Genomic DNA, 25,627 nt, shown 5'->3' with positions numbered 1-25,627 from the left:
GCGAAACATGGGTCCCGGGTTGTGCCGGGGCAGGAAGTAGAGTAGTGCAGTGATCCACGCTCCCCACGGTGCCGCACGTCCGGCAGACGCCACCGCCCTCAGGCTCTTCACCTCCGAATCGGTGACCGAGGGACATCCGGACAAGATCTGCGATCAGATCAGCGATGCGATCCTCGACGCCCTCCTCGCGGCGGACCCCGAGTCCAAGGTCGCCGTGGAGACCATGGCGACGACGGGGCTCGTCCACGTCGCAGGCGAGGTCACGACCGATGCGTATGTCGAGATCCCGCAAATCGTGCGCAACACGATCCTCGGCATCGGGTACGACTCCTCGGCGAACGGCTTCGACGGCGCACGCTGCGGCGTGTCTGTCTCGATCGGCCAGCAGTCCTCGGACATCTTCGACGGCGTCTTCAACTCCCTCGAGTCCCGCGAGGGAACTCTTGAGGACGAATACGACCGTCAGGGCGCGGGCGATCAGGGCATCATGTTCGGCTACGCGAGCGACGAGACGCCGAGCTATATGCCGACGCCGATCTGGCTCGCGCACCGCCTCTCGGAGCGGCTCACCGAGGTGCGCAAGAGCGGCGAACTGCCGTACCTGCGCCCCGACGGCAAGACCCAGGTCACCGTGGGGTATGACGGCGACCGGCCCGTCACGGTCGAGACCGTCGTCATCTCGAGCCAGCACGCCGAGGGGACGCAGCTCTCCCAGCTGCGCGCCGACCTCGCGGACCACGTCATCGCGCCGGTCCTCGAGGCGAGCCTGCTCGAATCCAGTCACGTGCGCAGCATCCTCAACCCGGCAGGACCCTTCATCATCGGGGGCCCCGTCGGCGACGCGGGCCTCACGGGCCGCAAGATCATCGTGGACACGTACGGCGGGTTCTCGCGCCACGGCGGCGGCGCGTTCTCGGGCAAGGACCCGTCGAAGGTCGACCGCTCGGGCGCGTACGCGATGCGCTGGGTCGCGAAGAACGTCGTTGCGGCCGGCCTCGCACGCCGGGCCGAGATCCAGATCGCCTACGCGATCGGCCAGGCGCGGCCCGTGGGCATCTACGTCGAGACGTTCGGCACCGAGAGCGTCGATCCGCTCCGGATCAGCGCCGCGATCAACGAGATCTTCGACCTGCGGCCGCGGGCCATCATCGATGCCCTCGACCTCAAGCGCCCCATCTACGCCAAGACGGCAGCCCACGGGCACTTCGGCCGTGACGAGGCCGACTTCACGTGGGAGCGGCTCGATCGGGTCGACGCGCTCAAGGACTTCTTCAACGCCTGATGACAGCGCGCACGCCCGGTTCGGCAGGGGGAGGCCCGAGTGCGACGCAGCCGTCGCTCCTGCTCGGATTCCCTGAACCGGTCCGGCCGGATGCGTCCCGGCCCGAGCCAGCCCACGAGCTGCCGGTTGCGCGCGTGTGTGTCGAATCCCCACTTCCGCAGCTCGACAGGCTCTTCGACTATCTCGTCCCCGAGGAGCTCTCGGCGGACGCCCAACCCGGCGTCCGCGTGCGCATCCGGCTCTCGGGCCAGGAGCTCTCCGGGTTCATCATCGAGCGCGCCGAGACCTCGGACGCGGGCGTCGCGCTCCAGCCCCTCACGAAGGTCGTCTCGCCCGCCGTCGTCCTCACGCCCGCCGTCGCGCGGCTCGCGGCGGCGGTCGCCGAACGCTGGGCGGGTGCGCTCGGCGACGTCCTCCGGTTCGCGGTCCCGCCGCGGGCAGCGCGCGTCGAGGCGGAGTACCTGGCCGAGCTCGCGGCCAGCGCTCCGCCCGCGCCCATCGCTCCGCCCGCGGTGGGCGATCCGGGCGCCACGGCCCCGAAGGATCAAGCGGCCGACACACACCGGAGCGTGTCGGCGTGGGCGGGGCTGCAGCGGGGCCCCGCGTTCCTCCGCCATCTCGCCGCCGGCGGGAGCCCACGCGCATCGCTCGAGGCCGTCGAAGGGTACGGTCCGAACGGTTGGCCCGCGCTCGTCGCGGAGGCCGTGCGCACGGTGCGCCTCTCCGGCCGCGGCGCGCTCGTCGTCGTGCCCGACCGTCGCGACCTCGACCGCGCGTGCGACGCTATCGAGGCCGCGTTGCCGGGGGAGAAGATCGTCCGTCTTGCGGCCGAAGACGGACCATCGCAGCGCTATCGGGCATTCCTCGACCTCCTCGCGGGCCGGTCCCGCGTCGCCGTCGGGACCCGGGGGGCCGCCCTCGCGCCCGTCCGGGAGCTCGGTCTCGTGGTGTGCTGGGACGACGGCGACGACCTCCACGCGGAGCCCCGAGCCCCGTACTTCCACGCGCGGGAAGTCGGCTTCCTGAGGACCGAACTCGAGGACGCCGCGCTTCTCGTGGCCGGGCACACCGTGACGTCAGAGGTACAGCGGGTTGTGGACTCCGGGTGGCTCCAGAGCGTCTCCGCGCCTCGCCCCGCGCTGCGTGCGCGGCTCCCGCGCGTCGTCAGCACCGCGGACAGCTTCGAGAGCTCACGCGATCCGTTTGCCCGCATCGCGCGCCTGCCGCACGCGGCGTGGCAGGCGGCTCGGGACGCGCTCGCGCGCGGGCCCGTCCTGGTTCAGGTCGCGCGCGCGGGCTACGCACCGTCGCTCGCGTGCGAGCTCTGCCGGGAGCCCGCACGATGCGCCGAGTGCTCGGGTCCCCTCGCGGAGACCACCGGGGCCGCAGGGCACCGGAGCGTCGCGTGCCGGTGGTGCGGAACGCCCGCGACGGCGTGGTCGTGCCCCCATTGCGGCGGTCGCGCCTTCCGACGGGCGAGCGTCGGCGCACTGAGGACGGCGGAAGAGCTCGGACGGGCCTTTCCGGGAGCCGTCGTCCTGACGTCCTCCGGGGACCAAGTCAAGCCGGAGGTGCCGGACAGCCCCGCTCTCGTCGTCGCGACCGTCGGCGCGGAGCCCGTGGCACCATCCGGATACGCGGCGGCGCTCCTGCTCGACGGCGACTCGCTGCTTGGCCGGGAGAGCCTGCGGGCCGGGGAGGAGGCTCTCCGGCGCTGGATGAACGCGGCCGCGCTCGTCCGGCCATCGGGGCGCGGCGGCGTCGTCGTCATCACGGCGCGGGACCACGAGGCTGTCTCGGCCCTCGTCCGCTGGGACCCGGCGGGGTTCGCGGCGCGGGAGCTCGGCCTGAGGCGCAGCCTCTCGCTCCCGCCGTCCGTCCGGATCGCGGCCGTGACGGGTTCCCGGTCTGCCGTCGAAGGCTACGTGCGGGCCGCCGCCGACGTGCTGACCCGCGATGGTGTCCGCACCGCCGGGCCAGTCCCGCTCCCCGCGCCGACCGGGACGGCGGCGGAGGACGTTGCGTGGCAGCTTCTCGTCTTCTTCCCCATCGGCGTTGGCCTGGACGTCTCGCGGGGGCTGCGTGCCGCGCGCATCGCGCAGGCGACGCGGCGCGGCTCCGAGCCGATTCGGCTCAGGCTCGACGGCGCGGACCTCTTGTAGCGCCCAGGCTCCTGGTCTTTCGCCGGTCGAACCGTCAGCGCACGCCGTCGCGCCGAGCCCGGAACAGCTCGATGGCCTCTTCCGCCGCTTCGATGAGCGCGTCTGCCGATCGGTCCCACGTGAACGTGCCCGCCTGCCGCACCGCGTCGCGCGAGGCCTCGGGCCACACGCCGGGCAGTTCGAGCTCCCGGACGGCGGCGGCGAAGGCGTCTGCCGAATCGGGGTCGACGAAGCGGGCCCCGTCCCCGCCGACCTCCCGGAAGATCGGGATGTCGCTCGCGATGACGGGCGTCCCGAGTGACATGGCCTCGACAAGCGGGAGGCCGTAGCCCTCCGAGCGCGAGAGGCTCACGAGGGCCGTCGCCTCACGGAGAACGGCCTCGTACTCCTCCTCGCTGACTCCGCCGTGGAACTCGATGCGGGCGCCGGCCGGGACGATCGCCTCGAGTTCGGCGCGGCGCTCGGGCGAGATGCGGCTCAGGAGATGCAGGGTGTACTCGGGCAGTGATCGCATTCCCGTGATGACCGTCTCGACGTTCTTGTACGGCATGAACGAGCCCATGTAGACAAGGCTCCGCGCGGGGGCCTCGTCCGGATTCCGCGGCTCGCGCCCGTCCTGAGGGGCGTTGCCCACGATGCGCACAGGACGCTTCGTGAGCCTCTTCTCGGCCATGAGCCATTTGGTCGTGTGGCTCACCGTCGCGACGACGTCGGCCCGGTTGAGCAGGACGCGCTGGGGCCAGTAGGCCTTGTGGTAGAGGCGCCACAGAAGGCGCACGGGCGCGGGGAGGAACCCGGGGGGCTCGGGGTGCTCGTAATAGATGAGATCGTGCAGCGTGAGGATGAGTGGGTATCGCCGGCCCCACGTCCCCATGGTCTGCATGGGGCAGAACACGACATCCGGATTGAGGCCGTTGACCTTCGCGGCGACGAAGAGCTCCGCTGGCGAGAGCGGGCTCGATACCTTGACGTGCGGGACATCGGGGAGGAGGGCCAGCTGGCGTTCGTCGTTGATGAGCATCGCCGTCTCCGTGCGCGCCGCGAGTGCCGCAATGAGGCTTGCTCCGAATCGGCTGATGCCGTCGTGATGGTCGGTCCGCGTAAAGCGCGCGTCGACGAGGATCTTCATTCCTGTACCTCCTCGGCCAGGAACTCGCGGATCGATTCGGCGGCCGGCTGAGGGGTCTCGTAGTGGATGAGATGCCCGACGCCGGGAATCACCGTGAGGCGCGAATCGGCCAGCCGCTCGTGGAATCGACGGACCGCGGCGAGCGGCGCGACTTCATCGCGATCGCCTGCGATGAGCAGGACGGGGAGCCTCAGCTGGTCCGCGACCTCGGCGGCAGTGTGCGAGACGGACGCCTCGAAGGACTCGAGGAGCATGTCGCGACTCGCGAAGCTCGAGAAATGGCTCGCGTGCTGGCCGTGGACGAAGCTGCGAAGATCCCCGTCGCGGGTCTTCGCCATCGCCTCGCTCATGCCGCGGACGATGAGCGGATGACGCAGGAGGCCGGCGCCCAGTGGGGCCGGGAGCGCCGCACCTGCCCGGTAGTACACCACCGCGAGCCGGCTCAAGAGCCCCTTGGGGCCTTCGAGGGCAGGCGCCGAAATGGGGTTGACGAGGATGAGCCGGGAGAACCGGTCGGGGTGCCGCGCGACGAAGTGGGCAGCGACGATCGAGCCGAACGAGTGGCCGAGGAGGACGGCGTCCCGACCGAGCCCCAAGGTGTCCGCGAGCGCTCCGAGCCACGCGGTGTAACCGGCGATGTCATGCGGCACGTCGAGGGGAGCGGACGCGCCGAAGCCGGGCAGGTCGGGCATGACGATGCGCACGCCGGGGAGCCGGTCCACGATGCGCAGGAGACCGTGATGGGTCCCACGGAACCCGTGCACGGCCAGGACCGTCGGCGCGGAGGCGCCGGCCCCGCCCTCGGGCTCATAGGTGAACACGGCCGTCGCTGCGCCGAGGACTGTGACCGTCGAGCGACGTTCACGGGCATCGAGGCCCGGGGAGAGGAATCCGTCCTGTGCCGTGGCCACCATCAGTTCACCTCGTCGCGCGCGGTCATGCCTCCGACTCTACCGGGCGGCGCGCTGCCAGCGAGTTAGGTCTCGAGGGTGAGGAGGGCGCGCACGGTCGCTTCATCGGCCACGAGCTCCGTGACGAGACGCGCGTTGAGGGCTCCGCGCAGGCTCCGTGCCTTCGCGGGCCCTGAGACGACGCAGAAGCGATGCTCGACCGATCTCATGAGGCGGTGCGAGGGCCCCGTCGCACGATCATTGAGCGCGATCCCGCTCGAGCTCCCGTCCTCGCGGAAGAAGACGGTCGCGATGTCCCCGGCGACGCGCTCGGCCGCGAGGCTCGCGACGTCGGCGGCGTCGAGATACGAACCCGAATACACGTGACTCGGCACGTCCGCGTAGACGGAGCCGACGCCGAAGACGGCGAGCTTCATGCGGGCCTGGAGATCGAGGACGCGCCGCACGCTCCGCTCGCGCCACATGAGCCGCTTCGTCTCGGCCCGGTCGAAGAACGCGGGCACGGGGAACTCCTCGACGGCGGCGTCGTACGCGGCCCCGAAGCGGCGCACGATCTCGCTCGCGTAGCCAAGTCCCATCGTCTGCGTGTTGGCCGCGCCGTTGAGCTGCACAACCGTGCTTCCATGGGTCGACTTCCGATTGAGATAGCGGCTCATCGCCGTGAGCGTCGAGCCCCACGCCACGCCCAGCACGATGTCGGACTCGACGAACGGCGTCAGAGTGCGCGCCGCGTACATCGCGACGCGGTCTAGCATTTCAGCTTCATTGAGGTTCGTCGCATGCGGCACGACGTGCGCGCGCACGCCGTAGCGGCGGGCCACGGCCGTCTCGAGCTCGACGGACGAATCGAGCGGGTCCGAGACCTGGATCTGCACGAGGCCTGTCTCGCGGGCGAAAGTCAAGAGCCGCGAGACGGTCGAACGCGAGGTCTGGAGCTCGCGCGCGATCGCGTCCATCGTGAGGTCCTGCAGGTAATAGAGCCGCGCGGCCAGCAGGGCGTCGCGGTCCTTGCGGGCGATGGGAGAGTGTGCGGAAAGCGGCTCCTCGAGCGCGTCCCGCCGGGCTTCGGACGGCGTCATGGAACCATCTTTGCACGTATGTGCATAGCCCTTGAAGTTACTTCTCAGATCTCCGAAGAATGGACTCTGACCCCAGCAACGATTCAAGGAGGACCGCGTGGCCCAGCACCACGACTCCGGCACCGCCGAGCACGATCAGAGCTTTCCTTCGCCCGACGCCCTTCGCGCAACCGTCGGGACTCTCCGCGAGCGCCCGCGAGCGCAAGTCCTCATCATCGGCGGCGGGATCAACGGCGTCGCGACGTTCCGGGACCTCGCGCTCCAGGGGATCGACGTCGCTCTCGTCGAGCGCGGCGACTACTGCCAGGGCGCGTCCGGGGCGTCGTCGCACATGATTCACGGCGGGATCCGCTACCTCGAGAACGGCGAGTTCCGCCTCGTCCATGAATCCGTTGTCGAGCGCAATCGCCTCCTGCGCATCGCGCCCCACTACGTCAAGCCCCTGCAGACCACGATCCCGATCTTCAGCACGTTCTCGGGGCTCCTCAATGCCCCGCTCCGCTTCCTTGCGCACCGCAAGGGCAAGCCGCACGCCCGGGGCGCGCTGCTCATCAAGCTCGGCCTCTCGCTCTACGACGCGTTCTCGCGCGAGGGCGGCACCGTCCCCCGGCATCGCTTCGTGGGGCGCGCTCGCGCCCTCGCCGACCTCCCGCAGCTGCGGCCCGACGTCAAGTACACCGCTACCTACTTCGACGCCTCGGTCCACAATCCGGAGCGGCTCACACTCGATGTACTGCGCGACGGGATCGACGCCGGCGGCGCGGAGGCGGGCGGCCAGAAGGCTCGAGCGGCCAACTACGTGAGCGCGGTAGGGACGGACGACGGCGGGGTGCGGCTCCGCGACGAGCTCACCGGTGAGGAATTCGCCTTCTCGGCGGACGTCGTCGTCAATTGCACGGGCGCGTGGACCGACGAGACCAACGCCGCCCTCGGCTCCGGCACCCACTTCATGGGCGGCACCAAGGGCTCGCACGTCGTCCTCGACGCGCCCGAGCTGCTCGAGGCTTGCGCGGGGCGCGAGATCTTCTTCGAGCACACCGACGGCCGCATCGTGCTCATCTACCCGATCGGGGACCGGGTCCTCGTGGGAACGACCGACATCGACGCGAGGGACGACCTCGCCCCCGTGTGCACGGACGCCGAAATCGAGTACTTCTTCGAGCTCATGCGCCACGTCTTCCCGGGCGTTCAGGTGGGCCGCGAGCAGATCGTCTACACGTTCTCCGGAGTCCGGCCACTTCCACGGCACAGCGACACGGCCCCAGGGTTCGTGTCTCGCGACTACTGGATCGAACGCACCGGCGGAACGGGCGGGAAGCCCGTGCGGCTGAGTCTCGTGGGCGGCAAGTGGACCACGTTCCGCGCGCTGGCGGAGCAGCTCGCGAACCGCGTGCTCGGCGAGCTCGGCTCGCAGCGCCGCGAGAACACCGAGGAGCTCCCGATCGGCGGCGGTGCGGGGTTCCCCACCGACCCCATGGGTCGCGAGGATTGGCTCAAGGCCCAGATCGGCCCGGGCGTTGACGCCGCGCGCGCCGAGGTCCTGCTTGAGCGCTACGGCACGCGGGCCGCTGAGGTCATCGCGTTCCTCCGCGACGGCGAAGACAGCCTGCTCAAGAGCACCCACGAGCTGAGCGACCGCGAGCTCGCCTACCTCGCCCAACGCGAGCAGATCGGCCACGCCGTCGACGTGCTCATTCGCCGGACGTCGCTCGCGTTCCGTGGGCTTGTCACGCGCGAACTCGTCTGGGAGGTCGCGTCAACGCTCGCGCCCCACCTGGGCTGGGACGGGCGCCGCGTCGCGGCTGAGGCCGACCATGCGCTGCGCACGCTCGCGGCGTCACACCGCGTGCACGCTGACCAACTCGTAGGTTGAAGCCCGAGCGGCTGAAGCCCCGGTATCGTACCCACAGCGCATCCATTCCGAAGGAGCAGTGAATGTCCGAGCCGGCCCCCAGCCCCCGCTACGTCCTCGCGATCGACCAGGGGACCACGAGCACGCGAGCGATCGTGTTCGACCACGGCGGCTCGATCGTCTCGACCGGCCAGCGCGAGCACGAGCAGCTCTTCCCGCAGGCCGGCTGGGTCGAGCACGATCCCCTCGAGATCTGGGACAACACGCTGAATGTCGTGGCCGAGGCGCTCGGGGCGTCTGGACTCACGCGGGACGACATCTGTGCGGTGGGCATCACGAATCAGCGCGAGACCGCCGTCGTGTGGGACAAGACCACGGGCGAGCCCGTCTACAACGCAATCGTCTGGCAGGACACCCGAACGCAGGCCATCGTCGACGCGCTCGCGGCGGAGGGCGGCGTCGACCGCTTCAAGGCCACGGTAGGCCTCCCGCTCGCCACGTACTTCTCGGGCACGAAGATCGCGTGGATCCTCGACCACGTCGAGGGCGCGCGCGAGCGCGCCGAGGCGGGCGAGCTCCTGTTCGGCAACACGGACGCCTGGATCCTGTGGAACCTCACGGGCGGGATCGACGGCGGGGTGCACGTCACGGACGTCACGAACGCGTCCCGCACGTTGTTCATGGACCTCGAGACCCTCGAGTGGGATGAGGACATCCTCGACGCGTTCGGCGTCCCCGCGTCGATGCTGCCCGAGATCCGCTCGTCGTCCGAGGTCTACGGGACCGTGCACGGCTCCCTGCCCCTCGCGGGCGTGCCGGTGGCGGGCATCCTCGGCGACCAGCAGGCCGCGACGTTCGGCCAGGCCGCATTCGCCGAGGGCGAGGCGAAGAACACGTACGGCACGGGCTGCTTCCTGATCTTCAACACGGGGGAGGAGATTGTCCACTCGAAGAACGGCCTGCTCACGACCGTCGGCTACCGGCTCGGCGATGCGGCGCCGCACTATGCGCTCGAGGGTTCGATCGCCGTCACGGGATCACTCATCCAGTGGCTGCGCGACAACCTCGGCCTCATCGAGTCCGCGCCCCAGGTCGAGAATCTCGCGCTCTCGGTCGAGGACAACGGCGGCGTCTACATCGTGCCCGCGTTCTCGGGTCTCTTCGCGCCGTATTGGCGGGCCGACGCGCGCGGGGCCATCGTCGGGCTGACCCGCTTCGTCAACAAGGGCCATATCGCGCGCGCCGCACTCGAGGCGACCGCGTTCCAGACCCGCGAGGTGCTCGACGCGGTCAACGCGGACTCGGGCGTCCCCCTGAGCGAGCTCAAGGTCGACGGCGGCATGGTCGCCAACGACGCGCTCATGCAGTTCCAGGCGGACATCCTCGGCGTCGACGTCGTGCGCCCGAAGGTCATCGAGACGACGGCGCTGGGCGCCGCGTACGCCGCGGGCCTCGCGGTGGGCTTCTGGAAGGACCTCGGCGAGCTCGCTGAGAACTGGGGCGAGGGGCGGCGCTGGTCCCCGGCGATGGACTCGGCCGAGCGGGACCGTCAGCTGCGCCTGTGGAAGAAGGCCGTCACGAAGGCGATGGACTGGGTCGACGACGACGTGCGCTAGGCCCGGCCCCCGCGCGTCGTCTGCGCTGCCGGTGCCTGCGCTAGGATGGTGCGTATGCATGGTGTGCTCCTCCTTTCCTAGCCGCTCGTCACGAGCGGCAGCCCCTCCCTGTGAGGGGCTTTTGTGTGTCAGGAGGCAGGTTCCTGCAGGCGAGGCGGACGCCACGGCGGCCGCGAGAGGAAACAGACAGTGGAGAGAAGCACGGTGAGCGAAGAGCAGGGCGCGGAGCAGACGACCGCAAGCGTGGCGGAGTCCGCCTACAGCTTTGCCGCAATCGAGGCCAAGTGGCCGTCGGTGTGGGACGAGCTGGGCGTCTTCACGCCCCACGACGACGGAAGCCGCCCGCGCCGCTACGTCCTCGACATGTTCCCGTACCCCTCGGGGGACCTCCACATGGGCCACGCCGAGGCGTTCGCGATGGGCGACGTCGTGGCCCGCTACTGGCGCCTCAAAGGCTTCGATGTGCTCCACCCGATCGGCTGGGACTCGTTCGGCCTCCCCGCGGAAAACGCCGCGATCAAGCGCAACGCGCATCCCGCCGAGTGGACGTACGCCAACATCGAGACGCAGGCCGCGTCCTTCAAGCGCTACGCCCTGAGCCTCGACTGGTCGCGCCGCCTGCACACCTCGGACCCCGCGTACTACCGCTGGACCCAGTGGCTGTTCCTGCGGTTCTACGAGCGCGGGCTCGCGTACCGCAAGAACCACCCGGTCAACTGGTGTCCCAAGGACCAGACCGTGCTCGCGAACGAGCAGGTGGTCAACGGCGTGTGCGACCGCTGCGGCACACCGGTGACGAAGAAGGCCCTCAACCAGTGGTACTTCAAGATCACTGACTACGCCGACCGCCTGCTCGACGACATGACGGAGCTCGAGGGCCACTGGCCGGAGCGCGTCCTGGCAATGCAGCGCAACTGGATCGGTCGCTCGGAGGGTGCGCACGTCGACTTCGCGATTGAGGCGACGGACGCCCAGGGCGGGCAGTCCGAGCGCAAGGTCACCGTCTTCACGACGCGCCCTGACACGCTCTATGGCGCGACGTTCTTCGTCGTCGCGGCGGACGCCGACCTCGCCGCGGAGCTTGTCACCCCCGAGCGGGCCGGGGCACTCGCCGAGTACCAGGACCGGGTCAAGGCGCTGTCCGAGATCGAGCGGCAGAACACCGACCGCGAGAAGACCGGCGTGTTCCTGGGCCGCTACGCCATCAACCCCCTCAGCGGCGAGCGACTCCCGGTCTGGGCCGCCGACTACGTCCTCGCCGACTACGGGACGGGCGCGATCATGGCCGTCCCGGCCCACGATCAGCGCGACCTCGACTTCGCCCGCGCGTTCGGTCTCCCCGTCCGTCCGGTCCTCGACACGGGCGAAGAAGACCCGACGGCGAGCGGGATCGCTACCGCGGGCGAGGGCACGATCATCAACTCTGGCCCCCTCGATGGCCTGTCCAAGACGGACGGCATCGCGAAGGCAATCGAGATCGTGGAGTCGGCCGGCACAGGATCGGGCACGGTCAACTACCGCCTGCGCGACTGGCTCCTGTCGCGCCAGCGCTTCTGGGGCGCTCCGATCCCGATCATCCACTGCGACGTGGACGGCGAGGTCCCGGTTCCCGACGACCAGCTTCCCGTGCAGTTGCCCGACGATCTGAGGGGCGAGCAGCTCGCACCCAAGGGCACGTCTCCGCTCGCGGCGGCGGAGCATTGGGTCAACGTCACGTGCCCGAAGTGCGGCGGCGCAGCCAAGCGCGACACCGACACGATGGACACCTTCGTCGATTCGTCCTGGTACTACCTCCGGTATCTCTCGCCCGACTACGCGGAGGGTCCGTTCGACACCGAGGCGGCGAAGAGCTGGATGCCCGTCGCGCAGTACGTGGGCGGCGTCGAGCACGCGATCCTGCACCTGCTCTACAGCCGGTTCTTCACCAAGGTCATGAAGGACATGGGCCTCATCGACTTCGACGAGCCGTTCGCGTCCCTCATGAACCAGGGCCAGGTGCTCAACGGCGGCAAGGCCATGAGCAAGTCGCTCGGCAACGGCGTGGACCTCGGCGAGCAGCTCGACCTGTTCGGTGTCGACGCGGTCCGACTCACCATGGTCTTCGCCTCGCCGCCCGAGGACGACGTCGACTGGGCCGACGTTTCGCCGTCTGGTTCGGCCAAGTTCCTCGCGCGTGCGTGGCGGCTCGGCCAGGATGTGCTGAGCGAGCCCGGCACGGATCCGGCCGGGGGAGACCGTGCCCTGCGGGCCGTCACCCACCGGACCCTTGCCGAGGCGTCGGAGCTCGTCGAGGCGCACAAGTTCAATGTCGTGATCGCGAAGGTCATGGAGCTTGTGAACGCGACCCGCAAGGCGATCGACAACGGTCCCGGCGGCTCCGATCCGGCCGTGCGCGAGGCCGTCGAGGCGGTTGCGATCATCCTGAGCCTCGTCGCGCCGTACACGGCGGAGGACCTGTGGGGCACGCTCGGCCACGAGCCGTCCGTCGCGAACGCGGCGTGGCCTGCCCACGATCCGTCGCTGCTCGTCGAGGAGACGGTCACTGCCGTCGTCCAGGTTCAGGGCAAGGTGCGCGACCGGCTCGACGTCGCCCCGGACATCGCCGAGGACGCGCTGCGCGAGCTCGCGCTTGCGTCGCCCAACGTCAAGCGCATTCTCGACGGCAGGGACATCCGGACAGTCATCGTGCGGGCGCCTAAGCTCGTGAACATCGTCCCGGCGTGACGGCTGCCAGACTCGTACGGTAGGGCACAGGCGTGGTGGAACGTTCGGCTGCCGGGTGGCTCGCGGGCCGCTTCCTCGGGGAGCGGCTCTCGCGCCTCCGGCTGCCCGAGCGGCGGGAGCCTCCCGCGCCGGCGGTGCGCACCGCCGTCGTCACCGACAGCGCGGCCGCCCTCCCGGTCGAGTGGACGGAGTCTGCCGGGAAGGCCGCGTGGTTCGAGGTCGTGCCGCTCTCCGTCATGGCCGGGGACGACATCTTCTCCGATGGCCCCGAGGCGGAGGCGGCACTCGCGATCGCCCTCGCGGAGGGGCGCCCGGTCAAGACATCGCGGCCAGCTCCGGGCGTCTTCGAACGCGTCTATCGCCGGCTTGGCGAGGCGGGGTATGAGGCCATCGTCTCGATCCACCTCTCGGGGGCCCTTTCGGGCACGGTCGACGCGGCCCGCCTCGCTGCGGAGCGGGTCGATTTCCCGGTCCACGTCCTCGACACGCGCATGGCAGGCCTCGCAGAGGGCTTTGCCGTACGGGCCGCGGCCAACGCCGCGGCGGCAGGAGCAGACGCCGAAGCCGTCGCAGGAGCCGCCCGCGACGCCCTCGAGGGGGCTCAGGTCCGCTTCTTCCTGCCGAGCCTCGAACAGCTTCGACGGGGTGGCCGCATTGGGGCCGCCGCATCCTGGGTTGGCACCGTCCTGGCGATCAAGCCGCTCCTTGCCATCCGCGATGGTCAGATCATTCCGATCGATCGGATCCGCACGAGCGCCCGGGCGATCCCACACCTCCGCGAGCTCTCGCTCGACGACGCCCGGCGCCGGTCTGAGCCGAAGCTTGCCGTGCACTACTTCGGCAATCGGCCCGAGGCCGAGAGCCTGGCCCGCGAGCTGGCAGAGACGCTTGCGAACGGGGTGGAAGTCATCGTGTCCCCCCTTCCCGCGGTCCTCGCCGCCCACACCGGACTCGGCGTGCTGGCGATCGTCGTGACCGGTCGTGAAACGCCTGCGGTCACATCGCCCTCGGGCGCCCTGTAGCCGTCCGCCCGCACGGCCGGGGGGAGAGAGGGGGTCGATAGCCCCTCAACATCCTTCTTTCCGCGTGGCGACCCACATCGGCGCTCTCCCTGCTCCATGCCCCGGTCCCGATGTGCAAGCGTTGCCCCATGGGACCTCGACGGCACTCGGAGCGCCTTTCGGCGCGCCACCGCTGGGACCGCTTTGCGGCCTCGGACGGGCCGGACGCGGAGGCCCTCCTGCCGGGCTCGGCGGGCGACGATTCGGAGGAGGAGCGCGGTCACGAACCACGAGAGGACGCTGCCCCGGCGCGCCGCTGGGTTCCGTCGTGGACTGTCGCCATCGCAGTGGTCGCGGTCCTCGGATTGTGCGCGGGACTCTGGTGGTGGTCCACGTTCGCGAGCGTGCGCGAGGCCCGTCCCGTCGAACACTCCGAGGCGCCGCCCTCGGCGGCGGCTCGCGCGTCGGCGTCGCCCGGATCAACGCCGGACGACGGCGGAGGCCTACTGGTCGTCCATGTCGCCGGGGCCGTGGGCCGACCGGGAGTGGTGAGGCTTCCCCGAGGGAGCCGCGTCCATGAGGCGATCGCCGCCGCCGGAGGCGCCGCCGAAGGAGCAGACCCGAATCGGCTCAACCTCGCGGCGGCCCTCGAGGATGGCTCCCGGGTCGTCGTTCCTCGGGTTGGCGAGCCGTCCGAGCCGGAGAGCGCCGCGGAGCCCGGTCGGGCCCGCGACGCCGTACCGACTGCCGGCGCCACGCCGAGCCGCGGAACCATCAATCTCAACAGGGCGACGGCCGAGGACCTCGCAACCCTTCCACGCGTGGGGCCCGTCCTGGCACAGCGTATCGTCCAGTATCGAACCCAACACGGCAGGTTTGGCTCGGTCAACGACCTCGACGCCGTTCCGGGAATCGGGCCCGCGATGCTCGAATCACTCCGTCCTCATGTGAGCGTCTGAGGCGGCGGAACCGATGGCCTCTCGTCGCACCCCGGTCGTGAAGGGGCAGGGCTCGCCGAGTCCCCAGACGCTCGATCCACAGCTCGGAGCATGGACGGCCTACGTCGATTCCGCCGTCCGTGGCGTTCGCGGGCAACCGTCTCGGGCTCCCCACCGCGGCGCCGCGGGTGTTTCCCGCGTGCGTGAACTGCTGGCCGGCCTTGCCGCAGGCGCCCCCGACGGCACGCCACCGCAGCGCCCTCCGTGGCGAGATCTGCGACTCGTCCCGCTCGCGGTCGCGCTGTGGGCGGGTTCAGCGTGGGCCCTCGTGGGGCCCGAGCTCGGATTGTCCCGCGGGGAAATGGCCTGGTGGTCCGGCGGAATCGTTCTGGGGATACTGCTCGGCGCCGGCGCCTTCCTGTGCGGCGCGGGTGCGGCTTCCCGTTCGCCCTGGGGGCGGCCAACTCGCCGAACAGCCCGGCGCACCGCCGCCAGCGCTGTTGCCGCCGTCGTCCTCATCACAGCGTGGGGAACCGGCTTCGCGACGGGCGCCGCCCGGCTCGAGCAGGACACCGCGGGACCCGTCGGGGCGCTGCTCGCCGAGGGAGGGCCGACGGTGGCTGTCCTTGACGTCCTCGGAGAGCCGCGTCAACAGGCTGCGGCAGGATCCTTCGGCTCGGATCCGCGCTTCATCGCCGACGCTCGCCTGCTTGAGGCGACCCGAGATGGCCAGAGATTCGACGCCTCAGCGCGAGTCCGGCTTGCCGGAGGAGAAGCCGTGAAACGGCTCAAGGCCGGGGACAGGGTCCGCTGCGCGGCTCGTGTCGCTGGAGGTGCCCGTGACGGCGGCGGCTTTCTCGTCGTCGCGGGAACGCCCCATGTCGTCGGCTCTGCCAACGGTCTTCCGGCCTTGCCGGTGACCGCGCGCGAAGCGCTCAGGGCCCATTCAGCATGGCTCCCGACCGATGCCGCAGGCCTTGTCCCCGCGCTCGCGGCCGGGGACCGAAGCGCTCTCGATCCCGCTCTCGAGGCCGACCTCCGCGCGTCGGGGCTCGGCCATCTCACGGCCGTCAGCGGGGCCAACTTCGCGATCATCCTCGGAAGCGTCCTTCTCCTGCTGAGGCTCGCCCGATGGCCTCGCTGGGCGGTTCTCGCGGGATGTGGGCTGGCGCTCGCCGCCTTCGTGGCCGTCGTCGGCCCTGAGCCGAGCGTTCTGAGGGCTGCGGCGATGGGAACCGTCGGCCTCGCGGCACTCGCGAGCGGGCGGGCCGGGGCGTGCTGCTCAGCTCTGTGTACCGCCGTGATGGCGGTCCTCCTCGTCGATCCCTCGCTCGCGCTGAGTTATGGGTTCGGACTCTCCGTACTCGCGACGCTCGGAATCGCGTGGCTTGGGCCCCGGTTGACGAACGCCCTCGCACGCGTCCTTCCGCTCTGGCTCGCCACAGCCATCGCGGTGCCGCTCTCGGCCCAGCTGCTCTGCGGACCAGTCCTCGTGCTCATCGACCCCGCGTTCCACACCTGGTCACTCGCAGCGAACGTCGTCGCGGCGCCCCTCGTGCCGATCATCACGATCGCGGCGACGGTCGCGCTGGCGGCCGGGCTGCTCTGCCCTCCGCTCGCGATCGCAGCCGTCGCCCTCGCCGGCCCCGCGACCGGGCTCCTCGCTGCCGCGGCCCACGCGTTCGCGCGCCTCGGCGGCGCAACGTTCCCGTGGCCCGACGGCCCCTCTGGCGCGGCGTTGATGGGCGCCTTCTCGCTCCTCAACGCGGGCGCCATTCTCGCGGTCGCGGACCCTCGGATCGCCTCGGCAGTGCTCCGCGGTGCGGTGCGCTTGTGGTCGCGGAGGAACCGGCTTGGCCGACGACGGCGCACGTGGCAAGGTGGACGGGTGATGGAGACAGCTCGCAAGGTGCAGCCGTGACGACCGCGGGAGCCCGTCAGGGAGCGAAGGGCGCGCGGTCCGTCGGGCAGGGTTCGGGCGGCGTCGACTTCCGCAGCGCCGTCCCGGCTCCCGTGGTCCTGCTCACAGGACCGGAGGATTACCTCGCTGCCCGCGCCATCGATTCGATTCGGCGCCAGGCGCGATCTGCTGACCCTGGCCTCGAGGTCACGAAGCTCGACGCGCAAGGCTATGGCGCCGGCGAACTGTCCATCGCTGCATCGCCGTCGTTGTTCGGCGAAAAGAAGCTCATCGAGGCGAATGGGCTCGAATCAATGAATGAGGACTTCCTCAAGGATGCCCTCGCCTATGTCGCGAGCCCCGACCCTGACGTCGTGCTCATCCTCCGGCATGCCGGCGGCACACGCGGCAAAAAGCTTCTCGACGCCGTCAAGGCCACGGCAGCGCCGGTCGTCGACTGCCAGCCGCTCAAGAAGGACTCGGACAAGGCCGCCTTCGTCGCGGCCGAGTTCAAGGGCTCGGGACGACGCATAGAACGCGAGGCTATCGATGCGCTCGTGGCGGCCGTCGGCAGCAGCCTTGCTGAGCTCGGTGCCGCGTGCAGCCAGCTTCAGCTCGACGCGACCTCGACGGTCGACGTGGCGACCATCGAGAAGTATTTCGGGGGGCGTGTCGAAGCCACCGCGTTCAAGGTGGCTGACGCCGCCCTCGCGGGGCGCCGGGCCCAGGCGCTGTCGGCGTTTCGCCACGCCATCGAAACGGGCGTCGATCCCGTGCCGATCGTGGCCGCGATCGCCTCCAAGCTGCGCACCCTTGCGAAGGTTGCGGGGGAGCATGGCTCGGCCCAGAGCATCGCCCGGTCGCTCGGCCTTCAGCCATGGCTCGTCGAGCAGGCCCAGCGCGATATCCGCGGTTGGACGCCCAAGAGCCTCGCCGAGGCGATCCGGGCGGTCGCCGAGGCCGATGCCGAGGTCAAGGGACTTTCCCGTGACCCTGCGTACGCCGTCGAGCGCGCCCTCGCCGTCGTGAGCGCCTCGGCAAGGGCGCGATAGCCCCACGGCGAGCGCGTCGCGAGCGTCGTCGCCCCGTCACGGGCCGCGGCTGGGAGAATGCCGCCATGGAACAGCTCGCACTCATCATGGGACTGCTCTTCGCGACCGTCCTGGCCGTCGGCCTCGGGGATCGGCTCAAGCTGCCCTACCCCGTGCTCATGCTGCTCATGGCCATGGCCCTGACTTTCATCCCGGGTTTCCCAGACTTCGCCGTCGAGCCCGAGCTGATCCTTCCGATCTTCCTGCCTCCGCTCCTGTTCGCGACTGCCCAGCGGAGCTCGTGGCAGGTCTTCCAGATCCGGTGGCGGACTCTCGTGTGGCTCGCTGTCGGGCTGGTCCTGGCCACGACTGCCGCGGTGGCCGGGACGGCCTGGCTGCTCATCCCGGGCATCGGGCTGCCTGCCGCGATCGCCCTCGGAGCGATGGTTGCGCCCCCGGATCCCGTCGCGGTGGAATCCGTGGCCGGGAAGGTCCACATGCCGCGGCAAATCCTGACCGTCCTCCAGAGCGAGGGACTGTTCAATGACGCTGCGGCCATCGTGGTGTTCCAGGCCGCGGCGGCGGCCACTCTGGCCGGGAAGAATGTGGATCTCTCGCTCATTCCGCGGTTCTTTCTCGGCATCGCGCTGGCGGTGGGCATCGGTGTCCTCATGGGCTACGCCGCCAAGCTCGTGACCTGGCTTGTCTCAGCGGGAATCGCGAGGACCGCGGTAAGCCTCGTCGTGCCGTTCGCCGCCTACATCCTGGCCGAAGAGGTGCACGCCTCGGGGGTCATCGCCGTCGTCGTCGTGGCCTTGGAGACGAAGCGCCATGCGCGGCCTGAGGACGCCGCCGAGCGCGTGACCCAGGCTGCGTTCTGGGACGTCGTGGAAATGCTGGCGACGGGGCTGGCGTTCGGTCTGGTCGGCCTGGACATCCGTCAGGTCATCCACGAACAAGGACCTGCCGTCCTGAGCATGCTGCCCGCCGCTGGGGCGGTGTGCGCGGTGGCCGTCGTTGTGCGCTTCCTCTGGATGTGGCTCTATCTGACGGCGCGGCGCAACGCGTATCGGTCGGATCTCCTCTCCCGGGCGAAAGCCGTGGTCATCCTCACCTACAGCGGCATGCGCGGGCTCGCGACCCTCGCGCTCGCGCTCGCACTTCCGGTGACGCTGGTCGACGGTTCAGCCTTCCCCGCGCGATCAGATCCTCGTGACGGCGTGCGCCGTCCTCGTCGTGACGCTCGTCCTCCCCGGCCTGACCTTGCCCGCCCTCATGAAGGCCCTCAAGGCTCAAGACGATGGTTCGGCGGAGAAGGAAACCATGCGCCTCCTCGTGCATCGCGCGCGGCGCGCGGCCCTTGCGGCAGTGTCCGAAAGCGGGCTGGGAGATCGGCTCACGCACGAGCAGAGGCGCATGCTATCGAAGCGCTTCGAAGGGCTTCAGCTCGGGGCCCACTCGCCTGACGGGGGCAGCGAGCCCTCCGAGGAGACGAAGCGGCGGTACGCCAAGACCCGTGAGTTCGCGATCGCCCTACAGACTGTCGCGCTGGATGCGGCCCGTCGGGAGGTCCTGGCGGCTCGGAGGGAACCGGGGATGGACCCCGAAGTGGCCGACCACGTCCTGCGCAAGCTCGACCTGCAGACGATGATCGTGCCGGAACACGGCTGACCCGCGAGACAGCAGGGGCCGGCATCCGAGACGGATGCCGGCCCCTGCTGAGAGTCTGACGTGTGGGTCAGAGCGCGTTGACCTTCTTGGCGATGCCCGACTTGCGGTTCGCCGCCTGGTTCTTGTGGATGACGCCCTTGCTCACAGCCTTGTCCAGCTTCTTGCTGGCGCGCTCGAGCGCAGCAGCCGCACGGTCCTTGTCCGAAGCCTCGACTGCCGTGTTGACCGCGCGAATGAGCGTCTTGAGCTCCGACTTGACGGCCATGTTGCGCTGACGCGCCTTCTCGTTGGTGAGAATGCGCTTCTTCTGGGACTTGATGTTCGCCACGTGTGTGAACTTTCTTGTTTTCGCTGACAGGGTCTAGAGGGCTTTCGGACCGGCCTCGACTGAGCGGCGTGGGGATGCCTATGGCGACCGGCCTTCAGTGCCCGTCGACCTGCACGGACACACAGCAGAACATATTAGCAGATTGTCGGCTGCCTATGAGGCGCCGTGCCTCTCCGCGTGGCGGGTCGGTGGCTCTGCGCATAGACGGGATCCGTGGGAGACTGGGAAGTCAGCAATCGCCATCCAGGCAGCAACAGCATAGCCGCACAGTAGAGGACGTACAGGGTGTCTCCACTGGCCCGCACCGCTCCGGTGCCCGCCGCGACCGATCCGTCGATCATCCGCAACTTCTGCATCATCGCGCACATCGACCACGGAAAGTCGACTCTCGCCGACCGTATGCTGCAGTTCACGGGAGTCGTCCAGGCCCGCGACATGAAGGCCCAGTACCTCGACCGCATGGACATCGAGCGCGAGCGCGGCATCACCATCAAGTCTCAGGCGGTCCGCATGCCGTGGGAACTCGACGGCGTCGCCTACGCCCTCAACATGATCGACACGCCGGGCCACGTCGACTTCACCTACGAGGTCTCGCGCTCTCTCGCGGCGTGCGAAGGGGCCGTCCTGCTCGTCGATGCGGCCCAGGGCATCGAAGCCCAGACGCTCGCGAACCTCTACCTCGCGATGGAGAACGACCTCCACATCATCCCGGTCCTCAACAAGATCGACCTTCCGGCGGCTCAGCCCGAAAAGTACGCCGAAGAGCTCGCGAACCTCATCGGCGGCGACCCCGAGGACGTCATGCGGGTCTCGGGCAAGACGGGCGTGGGCGTCGAGGGCCTCCTCGACCGCATCGTGCGCGATATCCCGGCCCCCGTCGGCAACGCCAACGCGCCCGCGCGCGCCATGATCTTCGACTCCGTCTACGACACGTACCGCGGCGTCGTGACGTATGTCCGGGTGGTCGACGGCTCTCTGTCGCCGCGCGAGCGCATCCAGATGATGTCGACGAAGGCCAGCCATGAGCTGCTCGAGATCGGCGTCATCTCGCCCGAGCCGATCCCCAGCAAGGGCCTCGGCGTCGGCGAGGTGGGCTACCTCATCACGGGCGTGAAGGACGTGCGGCAGTCCAAGGTCGGCGACACGATCACGAACCTCTCGCACCCGGCGGCGGAATCCCTCGGCGGCTACCAGGACCCGAAGCCCATGGTCTTCTCGGGGCTCTACCCGCTCGACGGCTCCGACTATCCGGATCTGCGCGACGCGCTCGACAGGCTCAAGCTCAACGACGCCGCGCTCGTCTACGAGCCCGAGACGTCGGCGGCTCTCGGCTTCGGCTTCCGAGTCGGCTTCCTCGGCCTCCTCCATCTCGAGATCGTGCGCGAGCGCCTCGAGCGCGAGTTCAACCTCGATCTCATCTCGACCGCTCCCAACGTCATCTACGAGGTCACGCTCGAGGACAAGTCAGTCGTGACCGTCACGAACCCGAGCGAGTTCCCGACCGGCAAGGTCAAGGAAGTCCGCGAGCCCATGGTCTCCGCGACGATCCTCGCGCCCAACGAATTCGTGGGCGCCATCATGGAACTGTGCCAGGGCCGCCGCGGCCAGATGAAGGGCATGGACTACTTGTCCGAGGACCGCGTCGAGCTGCGCTACTGGATGCCGCTCGCCGAGATCGTGTTCGACTTCTTCGACCAGCTCAAGTCGAAGACGCGCGGCTACGCCTCCCTCGACTGGAAGGCGGACGGCGAACAGGCCGCGGACCTCGTCAAGGTGGACATCCTGCTGCAAGGCGAGACCGTCGATGCGTTCAGCGCCATCACGCACCGCGACAAGGCCTACTCCTACGGCGTCATGATGACGTCGAAGCTGCGCGAGCTCATCCCGCGCCAGCAGTTCGAGGTGCCGATTCAGGCCGCGATCGGCTCGCGGATCATCGCGCGCGAGAATATCCGGGCGATCCGCAAGGACGTCCTCGCGAAGTGCTACGGCGGCGACATCACCCGCAAGCGCAAGCTGCTCGAGAAGCAGAAGGAGGGCAAGAAGCGCATGAAGATGGTGGGCCGCGTCGAGGTCCCCCAGGAAGCCTTCATCGCAGCCCTCACGACGGACGAGTCGAAGGACAAGGCGAAGAAGTAAGATGACGGCCTTTTCGGCACCCGCCTGGACGGCGGTGAAATAGGTGCCGGGCGCACTACCGCTCGGCGACCCCGCGCCGGCCGACGGCGTCCTGCCGCCGCAGGCTGCCGTCGGCGCCGACGGGCGGGGCTTCTCGCTCTACGCCCATATCCCGTTCTGCGCGGTCCGCTGCGGCTATTGCGACTTCAACACGTACACGGCAGCCGAGCTCGGCGGGGGAGCGTCCCAGGCCGAATACGCGCAGACGGCCGTCAACGAGGTGCGCTTCGCGGCACGCGCGCTCGACGCCTCGGGGGTGCCCCGCCGTCGTCTGTCGACCGTGTTCTTCGGCGGCGGGACGCCCACGCTGCTCCCGGCCGGCGACCTCGCGGCGATCCTCCGCGCGGCCGTGGGCGAGTGGGGACTCGAGCCGGGCGCCGAGGTGACCACGGAGGCCAATCCCGACTCCGTCGCGCCAGAGTCTCTCGCGGCCCTCCGCGAGGCGGGCTTCACGCGCGTCTCGTTCGGCATGCAGTCGGCCGTTCCGCATGTCCTCAAGGTTCTCGACCGGACCCACACGCCAAGCCGAGTCCCCGAGGCGGTCCGCTGGGCCCGGGACGCGGGCCTCGACGTGAGCCTCGACCTCATCTACGGCACGCCCGGCGAGAGCATGGACGATTGGCGGAGCTCGCTCGACGCAGCTCTCGAGTGCGAGCCGGACCATGTGAGCGCGTACGCGCTCATCGTCGAGGAGGGCACGAAGCTCGCCGCCCAGATCCGCCGCGGCCAGGTCCCGGACGTGGACGACGACGACCACGCCGCCAAGTACGAGCTCGCCGACGCCGTGCTCGCGAACGCGGGCTTCCACTGGTACGAGGTGAGCAACTGGGCGCGCGGGGCGGCCGATGACGGCACAGCCGGCACGGGCTTCGAGTGCCGCCACAACCTTGCCTACTGGCGTGGCGACGACTGGTGGGGGATCGGCCCCGGAGCGCACTCGCACGTGGGCGGCGTGCGCTGGTGGAACGTCAAGCACCCGCGCGCGTACGCGGCTCGGCTCGCCACCGGCGATTCGCCGGCGGCAGGGCGGGAGACGCTCGACGCCGCGACCCGGCTTGAGGAGCGCATCATCCTCGAGCTGCGGCTCGCCTCGGGACTGTCGATCGACGCGCTCGCCCCCGAGACCAGGCGCGAGGTGGCCGGACTCATCGCGGACGCGCTCGTTGACGGGCCTCAGGCTCTGCGCGGTCGGCTCGAGCTCACCCTCAGGGGAAGGCTCCTCGCGGACGCCGTCGTGCGCCGACTCATGCCGTGACCCCCGGGCGCTGGGGTTATTTGATCCAGCGCAGGTTGTAGCGGTAGCGGAACGGCTGCCCGCGATTGACCTCGATGCCCGCGCTCACGGACATGACGGCGAGGGCCAGCCACACGAGGGTCGCGAGCACCGCAAAGACGCTGCCTACGATCGGAATGAACGCGAGCAGATTGAGGGCGACGGCCGCAAGAGTCGGCGGAAGCGTGAAGTTGAGCGCCTCTCTGGACTCCTGCGCCGTGAACGCTCCGCGATCCTTGAAGGCGAGGTAGACGAGAAGGGATGGGAGGCAGCCGAGGATGCCGCCGAAGTGCGCGATCGTGGCCCATTGGCGGTCTTCGCTCGCGGTGAACGGCTCCGTCCCGCCGACGTTCCCGAGGCGTCCGGAGTGATGCTCTGGGTCATCCTGCCAGTTCTGGGACACAGCACTTCCTTGCACAATTCGAAGACTCGGGGCTCAATCCAGAATACCCAAGTCCGCTGCGGGCCTTCACGCCGTGAGGAAGTCGATGACCTCCTCGACCCGTCCCAAGAGCGCCGGTTCGAGGTCGGCGTAGGTCCGCACGGTGCCGAGCAGCTTCTGCCAGCCGAGGCCGATGTCCTCGGCTGTCTCGTGCGGCCACCCGAAGGCGCGGAGGATCCCGGTCTTCCAGTCGGTGCCCCGCGGAACGGCCGGCCAGGCCGGGATTCCGAGGGTCTGTGGTCGGATCGCCTGCCACACGTCGACGTAGGGGTGCCCCACGATGAGGACGTTGCCTGCTGCGCCGGGGACTCCGAGCGCGCGCTGCGCAATGCGGCTCTCCTTCGACCCCTCGACGAGGTGGTCGACGAGGATCCCGAGCCGCCTCTGGGGACCTGGCGCGAACTCGGCGACCGCAGCCGCGAGGTCGTCGACCCCATGCAGGGGCTCGACGACGATCCCTTCGAGGCGCAAGTCGTCGCCCCACACCTTCTCGACGAGCTCGGCGTCGTGCTTCCCTTCGACCCAGATGCGGCTTGCCCGCGCGACGCGGGCCCGTGCGCCCTCGACGGCGAACGAGCCGGACGCCGTCCGCTTCGGGCCGGCGTTCGACGCGCGGACGGCCGGCGGCGTGAGACGAACCGGCCGGCCTTCGACCAGGAAGCCGTAGCCGAGCTCGAAAGTGCGCGTCTTCCCGCGGCGGTCCTCGAGCGAGAACACGTGCATGCCGCCTGACTTCTCGACGCGCGTCACGGCGCCGACCCAGCCGCTCTGGGAGTCCTCGAGCACCATTCCCAGCTCGATCGGGACGTCCGGGAGCGTGCTCTTCTTCGGGGCGGCGAGCTCGGACGGCCCCCACTGGTCATAGGACATCAAGGCCCGTTCCTCCCTTGCCTGCGCGCGTGTGAACCGGTCCATGCTATGCGTGTCGGGGCTCGCCGGTTCCGCTGGCCGGCCGGCGTGTCCCTGTGCACGGCGAGCGCCCGGCTGGGGGAGCATAATGGATCTAGCACTTGGCCAGAGAGAGTGCTAACAGATCGCCCAGTGGACGGCCCGCACGCGCCGTCGGTGCCGCCGTCAGGAGGTGGAATGAACGAGCCCCGCAAGCTCGAGGTCCTTCGCGCCATCGTCGAGGACTATGTGCACTATCGCGAGCCGGTCGGGTCGAAGGCCCTTGTGGAACGCCATCGGCTGGGAGTCTCGAGCGCCACGATCCGCAACGACATGGCCGCGCTCGAGGATGACGGCCTCATCGTGGCCCCGCACACGAGTGCCGGACGCGTCCCGACGGACAAGGGCTACCGGGTCTTCGTCGACCAGCTCACGAGCGTTCGGCCGCTCTCGGCGGCGGAGCGGCACGCGCTCCAGTCGCTCCTCGACGGCGCGGACGACCTCGACGACGTGCTTGAGCGCACCGTGAGGCTTCTGTCCCACCTCACGAATCAGGTCGCCGTCGTCCAATACCCCCAGCTCGGGCGCGCCCGGGTGCGCCATATCGAGGCGGTCGCGCTCGCGCCGCGGCAGGTCCTGCTCGTGCTCATCGCGGACAGCGGAACCGTGGAGCAGCGCGTCGTGACGGTGGGCGAGGACCTTGACCACGATCGACTCGCGCTCCTGCGCCAGAGCTTCCTCTCGTCGTCCGCCGGCAAGCCGGTCTCGCAGCTCGGCGCGAATCTGGCCGCGGTCATGGACTCGCTCCTTCCCGAGGACCGCGCGGTGGCTGCCGAGCTTGCGACCGGCCTCGGCACCCTCGCCGCCTCGAGCCGCGAGGATCGCATGGTGATGGCGGGAACGGCGTATCTCGCACGATCGAACAGCGACTTCCTCCTCAGCATCTCGCCGGTCCTCGAGGCGCTCGAGGAGCAGGTGGTCCTGCTTCGCCTTCTGTCCGAGATGGCAAGCGACGCTCGCGGAGTCGCGGTCGCGATCGGCCATGAGACGGCTGCTGACTCACTCGCGGAGACGTCGATCATCGCGACGGGCTATGGCCGCGATGACGCGAAGATCGGCATCGTCGGCCCGACCCGCATGGACTACCCTGCGACGATGGCGGCCGTGCGCGCCGTCGCGCGGTACCTCTCGAAGATCCTCGCCGGTAGCTAAGAGAAAGAAG

The 25,627-nt window shown here is 69.8% G+C and carries 20 protein-coding genes; 14 read left to right on the top strand and 6 right to left on the bottom strand.

Annotated elements, in window-relative coordinates; translation table 11 throughout:
- Positions 1–52: 52 nt before the first annotated feature.
- Both metK and RBS12_RS02220 read left to right on the top strand, forming a co-directional pair.
- On the top strand, positions 53–1,282 hold the full coding sequence (metK, locus tag RBS12_RS02225; RefSeq protein WP_307964522.1) for a methionine adenosyltransferase: 1,230 nt from the start codon (positions 53–55) through the stop codon (positions 1,280–1,282).
- A complete protein-coding gene (locus tag RBS12_RS02220; RefSeq protein WP_307964403.1) occupies positions 1,282–3,444 on the top strand; it encodes a primosomal protein N' in 2,163 nt (720 codons plus the stop codon). The genes metK and RBS12_RS02220 overlap by 1 nt, the downstream gene beginning before the upstream one ends.
- Before the next feature lie 34 nt (positions 3,445–3,478).
- On the opposite strand, the gene RBS12_RS02215 is transcribed toward RBS12_RS02220, so the two are convergent.
- The 3 genes from RBS12_RS02215 to RBS12_RS02205 all read right to left on the bottom strand — a co-directional run bounded on the left by RBS12_RS02215 (position 3,479) and on the right by RBS12_RS02205 (position 6,563).
- Positions 3,479–4,573 carry a glycosyltransferase family 1 protein gene (locus RBS12_RS02215; protein WP_307964402.1) on the bottom strand — a complete coding sequence of 365 codons (1,095 nt, stop codon included), beginning with the start codon at positions 4,571–4,573 and terminating at the stop codon, positions 3,479–3,481.
- Positions 4,570–5,487 (bottom strand): alpha/beta hydrolase, encoded by a 918-nt coding sequence (locus tag RBS12_RS02210; protein WP_307964401.1) that lies wholly within the window; start codon positions 5,485–5,487, stop codon positions 4,570–4,572. The genes RBS12_RS02215 and RBS12_RS02210 overlap by 4 nt, the downstream gene beginning before the upstream one ends.
- A 62-nt stretch (positions 5,488–5,549) precedes the next feature.
- Entirely contained in the window at positions 5,550–6,563 is a 1,014-nt protein-coding gene (locus RBS12_RS02205) for a sugar-binding transcriptional regulator (RefSeq protein WP_373886456.1), read from the bottom strand.
- A gap of 97 nt (positions 6,564–6,660) precedes the next feature.
- On the opposite strand from RBS12_RS02205, the gene RBS12_RS02200 reads away from it, so the two are divergent.
- The 9 genes from RBS12_RS02200 (at position 6,661) to RBS12_RS02160 (ending at position 19,296) form a co-directional block, all read left to right on the top strand.
- Positions 6,661–8,436, top strand: a complete 1,776-nt coding sequence (locus tag RBS12_RS02200) for a glycerol-3-phosphate dehydrogenase/oxidase (RefSeq protein WP_307964400.1) — start codon at positions 6,661–6,663, stop codon at positions 8,434–8,436.
- A gap of 62 nt (positions 8,437–8,498) precedes the next feature.
- Positions 8,499–10,031, top strand: a complete 1,533-nt coding sequence (gene glpK, locus RBS12_RS02195) for a glycerol kinase GlpK (protein WP_307964399.1) — start codon at positions 8,499–8,501, stop codon at positions 10,029–10,031.
- A 204-nt stretch (positions 10,032–10,235) separates the two neighbouring features.
- Complete coding sequence (gene leuS, locus RBS12_RS02190; RefSeq protein ID WP_307964520.1) at positions 10,236–12,755, top strand: leucine--tRNA ligase; 2,520 nt, start codon at positions 10,236–10,238, stop codon at positions 12,753–12,755.
- Between the two features lie 32 nt (positions 12,756–12,787).
- Complete coding sequence (locus tag RBS12_RS02185) at positions 12,788–13,777, top strand: DegV family protein (RefSeq protein ID WP_307964398.1); 990 nt, start codon at positions 12,788–12,790, stop codon at positions 13,775–13,777.
- A 128-nt stretch (positions 13,778–13,905) separates the two neighbouring features.
- On the top strand, positions 13,906–14,715 hold the full coding sequence (locus tag RBS12_RS02180; protein WP_307964397.1) for a helix-hairpin-helix domain-containing protein: 810 nt from the start codon (positions 13,906–13,908) through the stop codon (positions 14,713–14,715).
- A 178-nt stretch (positions 14,716–14,893) separates the two neighbouring features.
- Positions 14,894–16,615, top strand: coding sequence for a ComEC/Rec2 family competence protein (locus tag RBS12_RS02175; RefSeq protein ID WP_307964396.1), 1,722 nt, complete (start codon positions 14,894–14,896; stop codon positions 16,613–16,615).
- On the top strand, positions 16,612–17,646 hold the full coding sequence (holA, locus tag RBS12_RS02170; protein ID WP_373886455.1) for a DNA polymerase III subunit delta: 1,035 nt from the start codon (positions 16,612–16,614) through the stop codon (positions 17,644–17,646). The genes RBS12_RS02175 and holA overlap by 4 nt, the downstream gene beginning before the upstream one ends.
- A 65-nt stretch (positions 17,647–17,711) precedes the next feature.
- Positions 17,712–19,091, top strand: coding sequence for a sodium:proton antiporter (locus tag RBS12_RS02165; protein ID WP_307964395.1), 1,380 nt, complete (start codon positions 17,712–17,714; stop codon positions 19,089–19,091).
- The gene (locus RBS12_RS02160; protein ID WP_307964394.1) at positions 19,042–19,296 is read left to right on the top strand and encodes a hypothetical protein; all 255 of its coding nucleotides are present in this window, start codon (positions 19,042–19,044) and stop codon (positions 19,294–19,296) included. Before RBS12_RS02165 ends, RBS12_RS02160 begins: the two co-directional genes overlap by 50 nt.
- 67 nt (positions 19,297–19,363) lie before the next feature.
- Here the strand turns inward: RBS12_RS02160 and rpsT are convergent, their stop codons facing one another.
- Positions 19,364–19,624 (bottom strand): 30S ribosomal protein S20, encoded by a 261-nt coding sequence (rpsT, locus tag RBS12_RS02155; RefSeq protein ID WP_307964393.1) that lies wholly within the window; start codon positions 19,622–19,624, stop codon positions 19,364–19,366.
- Between the two features lie 285 nt (positions 19,625–19,909).
- Here rpsT and lepA point away from each other — a divergent pair, with 285 nt between their 5' ends.
- Positions 19,910–21,763, top strand: coding sequence for a translation elongation factor 4 (lepA, locus tag RBS12_RS02150; RefSeq protein WP_307964392.1), 1,854 nt, complete (start codon positions 19,910–19,912; stop codon positions 21,761–21,763).
- Positions 21,764–21,806: 43 nt separating this feature from the next.
- Entirely contained in the window at positions 21,807–23,057 is a 1,251-nt protein-coding gene (gene hemW, locus RBS12_RS02145; protein WP_307964391.1) for a radical SAM family heme chaperone HemW, read from the top strand.
- A 16-nt stretch (positions 23,058–23,073) separates the two neighbouring features.
- Here the strand turns inward: hemW and RBS12_RS02140 are convergent, their stop codons facing one another.
- Both RBS12_RS02140 and RBS12_RS02135 read right to left on the bottom strand, forming a co-directional pair.
- On the bottom strand, positions 23,074–23,478 hold the full coding sequence (locus tag RBS12_RS02140) for a DUF4870 domain-containing protein (RefSeq protein ID WP_307964390.1): 405 nt from the start codon (positions 23,476–23,478) through the stop codon (positions 23,074–23,076).
- Between the two features lie 66 nt (positions 23,479–23,544).
- A complete protein-coding gene (locus RBS12_RS02135) occupies positions 23,545–24,387 on the bottom strand; it encodes a DUF3097 domain-containing protein (protein ID WP_307964518.1) in 843 nt (280 codons plus the stop codon).
- 216 nt (positions 24,388–24,603) lie between these two features.
- On the opposite strand from RBS12_RS02135, the gene hrcA reads away from it, so the two are divergent.
- A complete protein-coding gene (hrcA, locus tag RBS12_RS02130; RefSeq protein WP_307964389.1) occupies positions 24,604–25,617 on the top strand; it encodes a heat-inducible transcriptional repressor HrcA in 1,014 nt (337 codons plus the stop codon).
- Positions 25,618–25,627 lie beyond the last annotated feature (10 nt).

Origin of the sequence: Sinomonas sp. ASV322 (genome assembly GCF_030908245.1) — a bacterium.
Lineage (GTDB): Bacteria > Actinomycetota > Actinomycetes > Actinomycetales > Micrococcaceae > Sinomonas.
The sequence above is the reverse complement of the archived record's forward strand: the minus strand, read 5'-3'. Positions and strand labels throughout refer to the sequence as shown.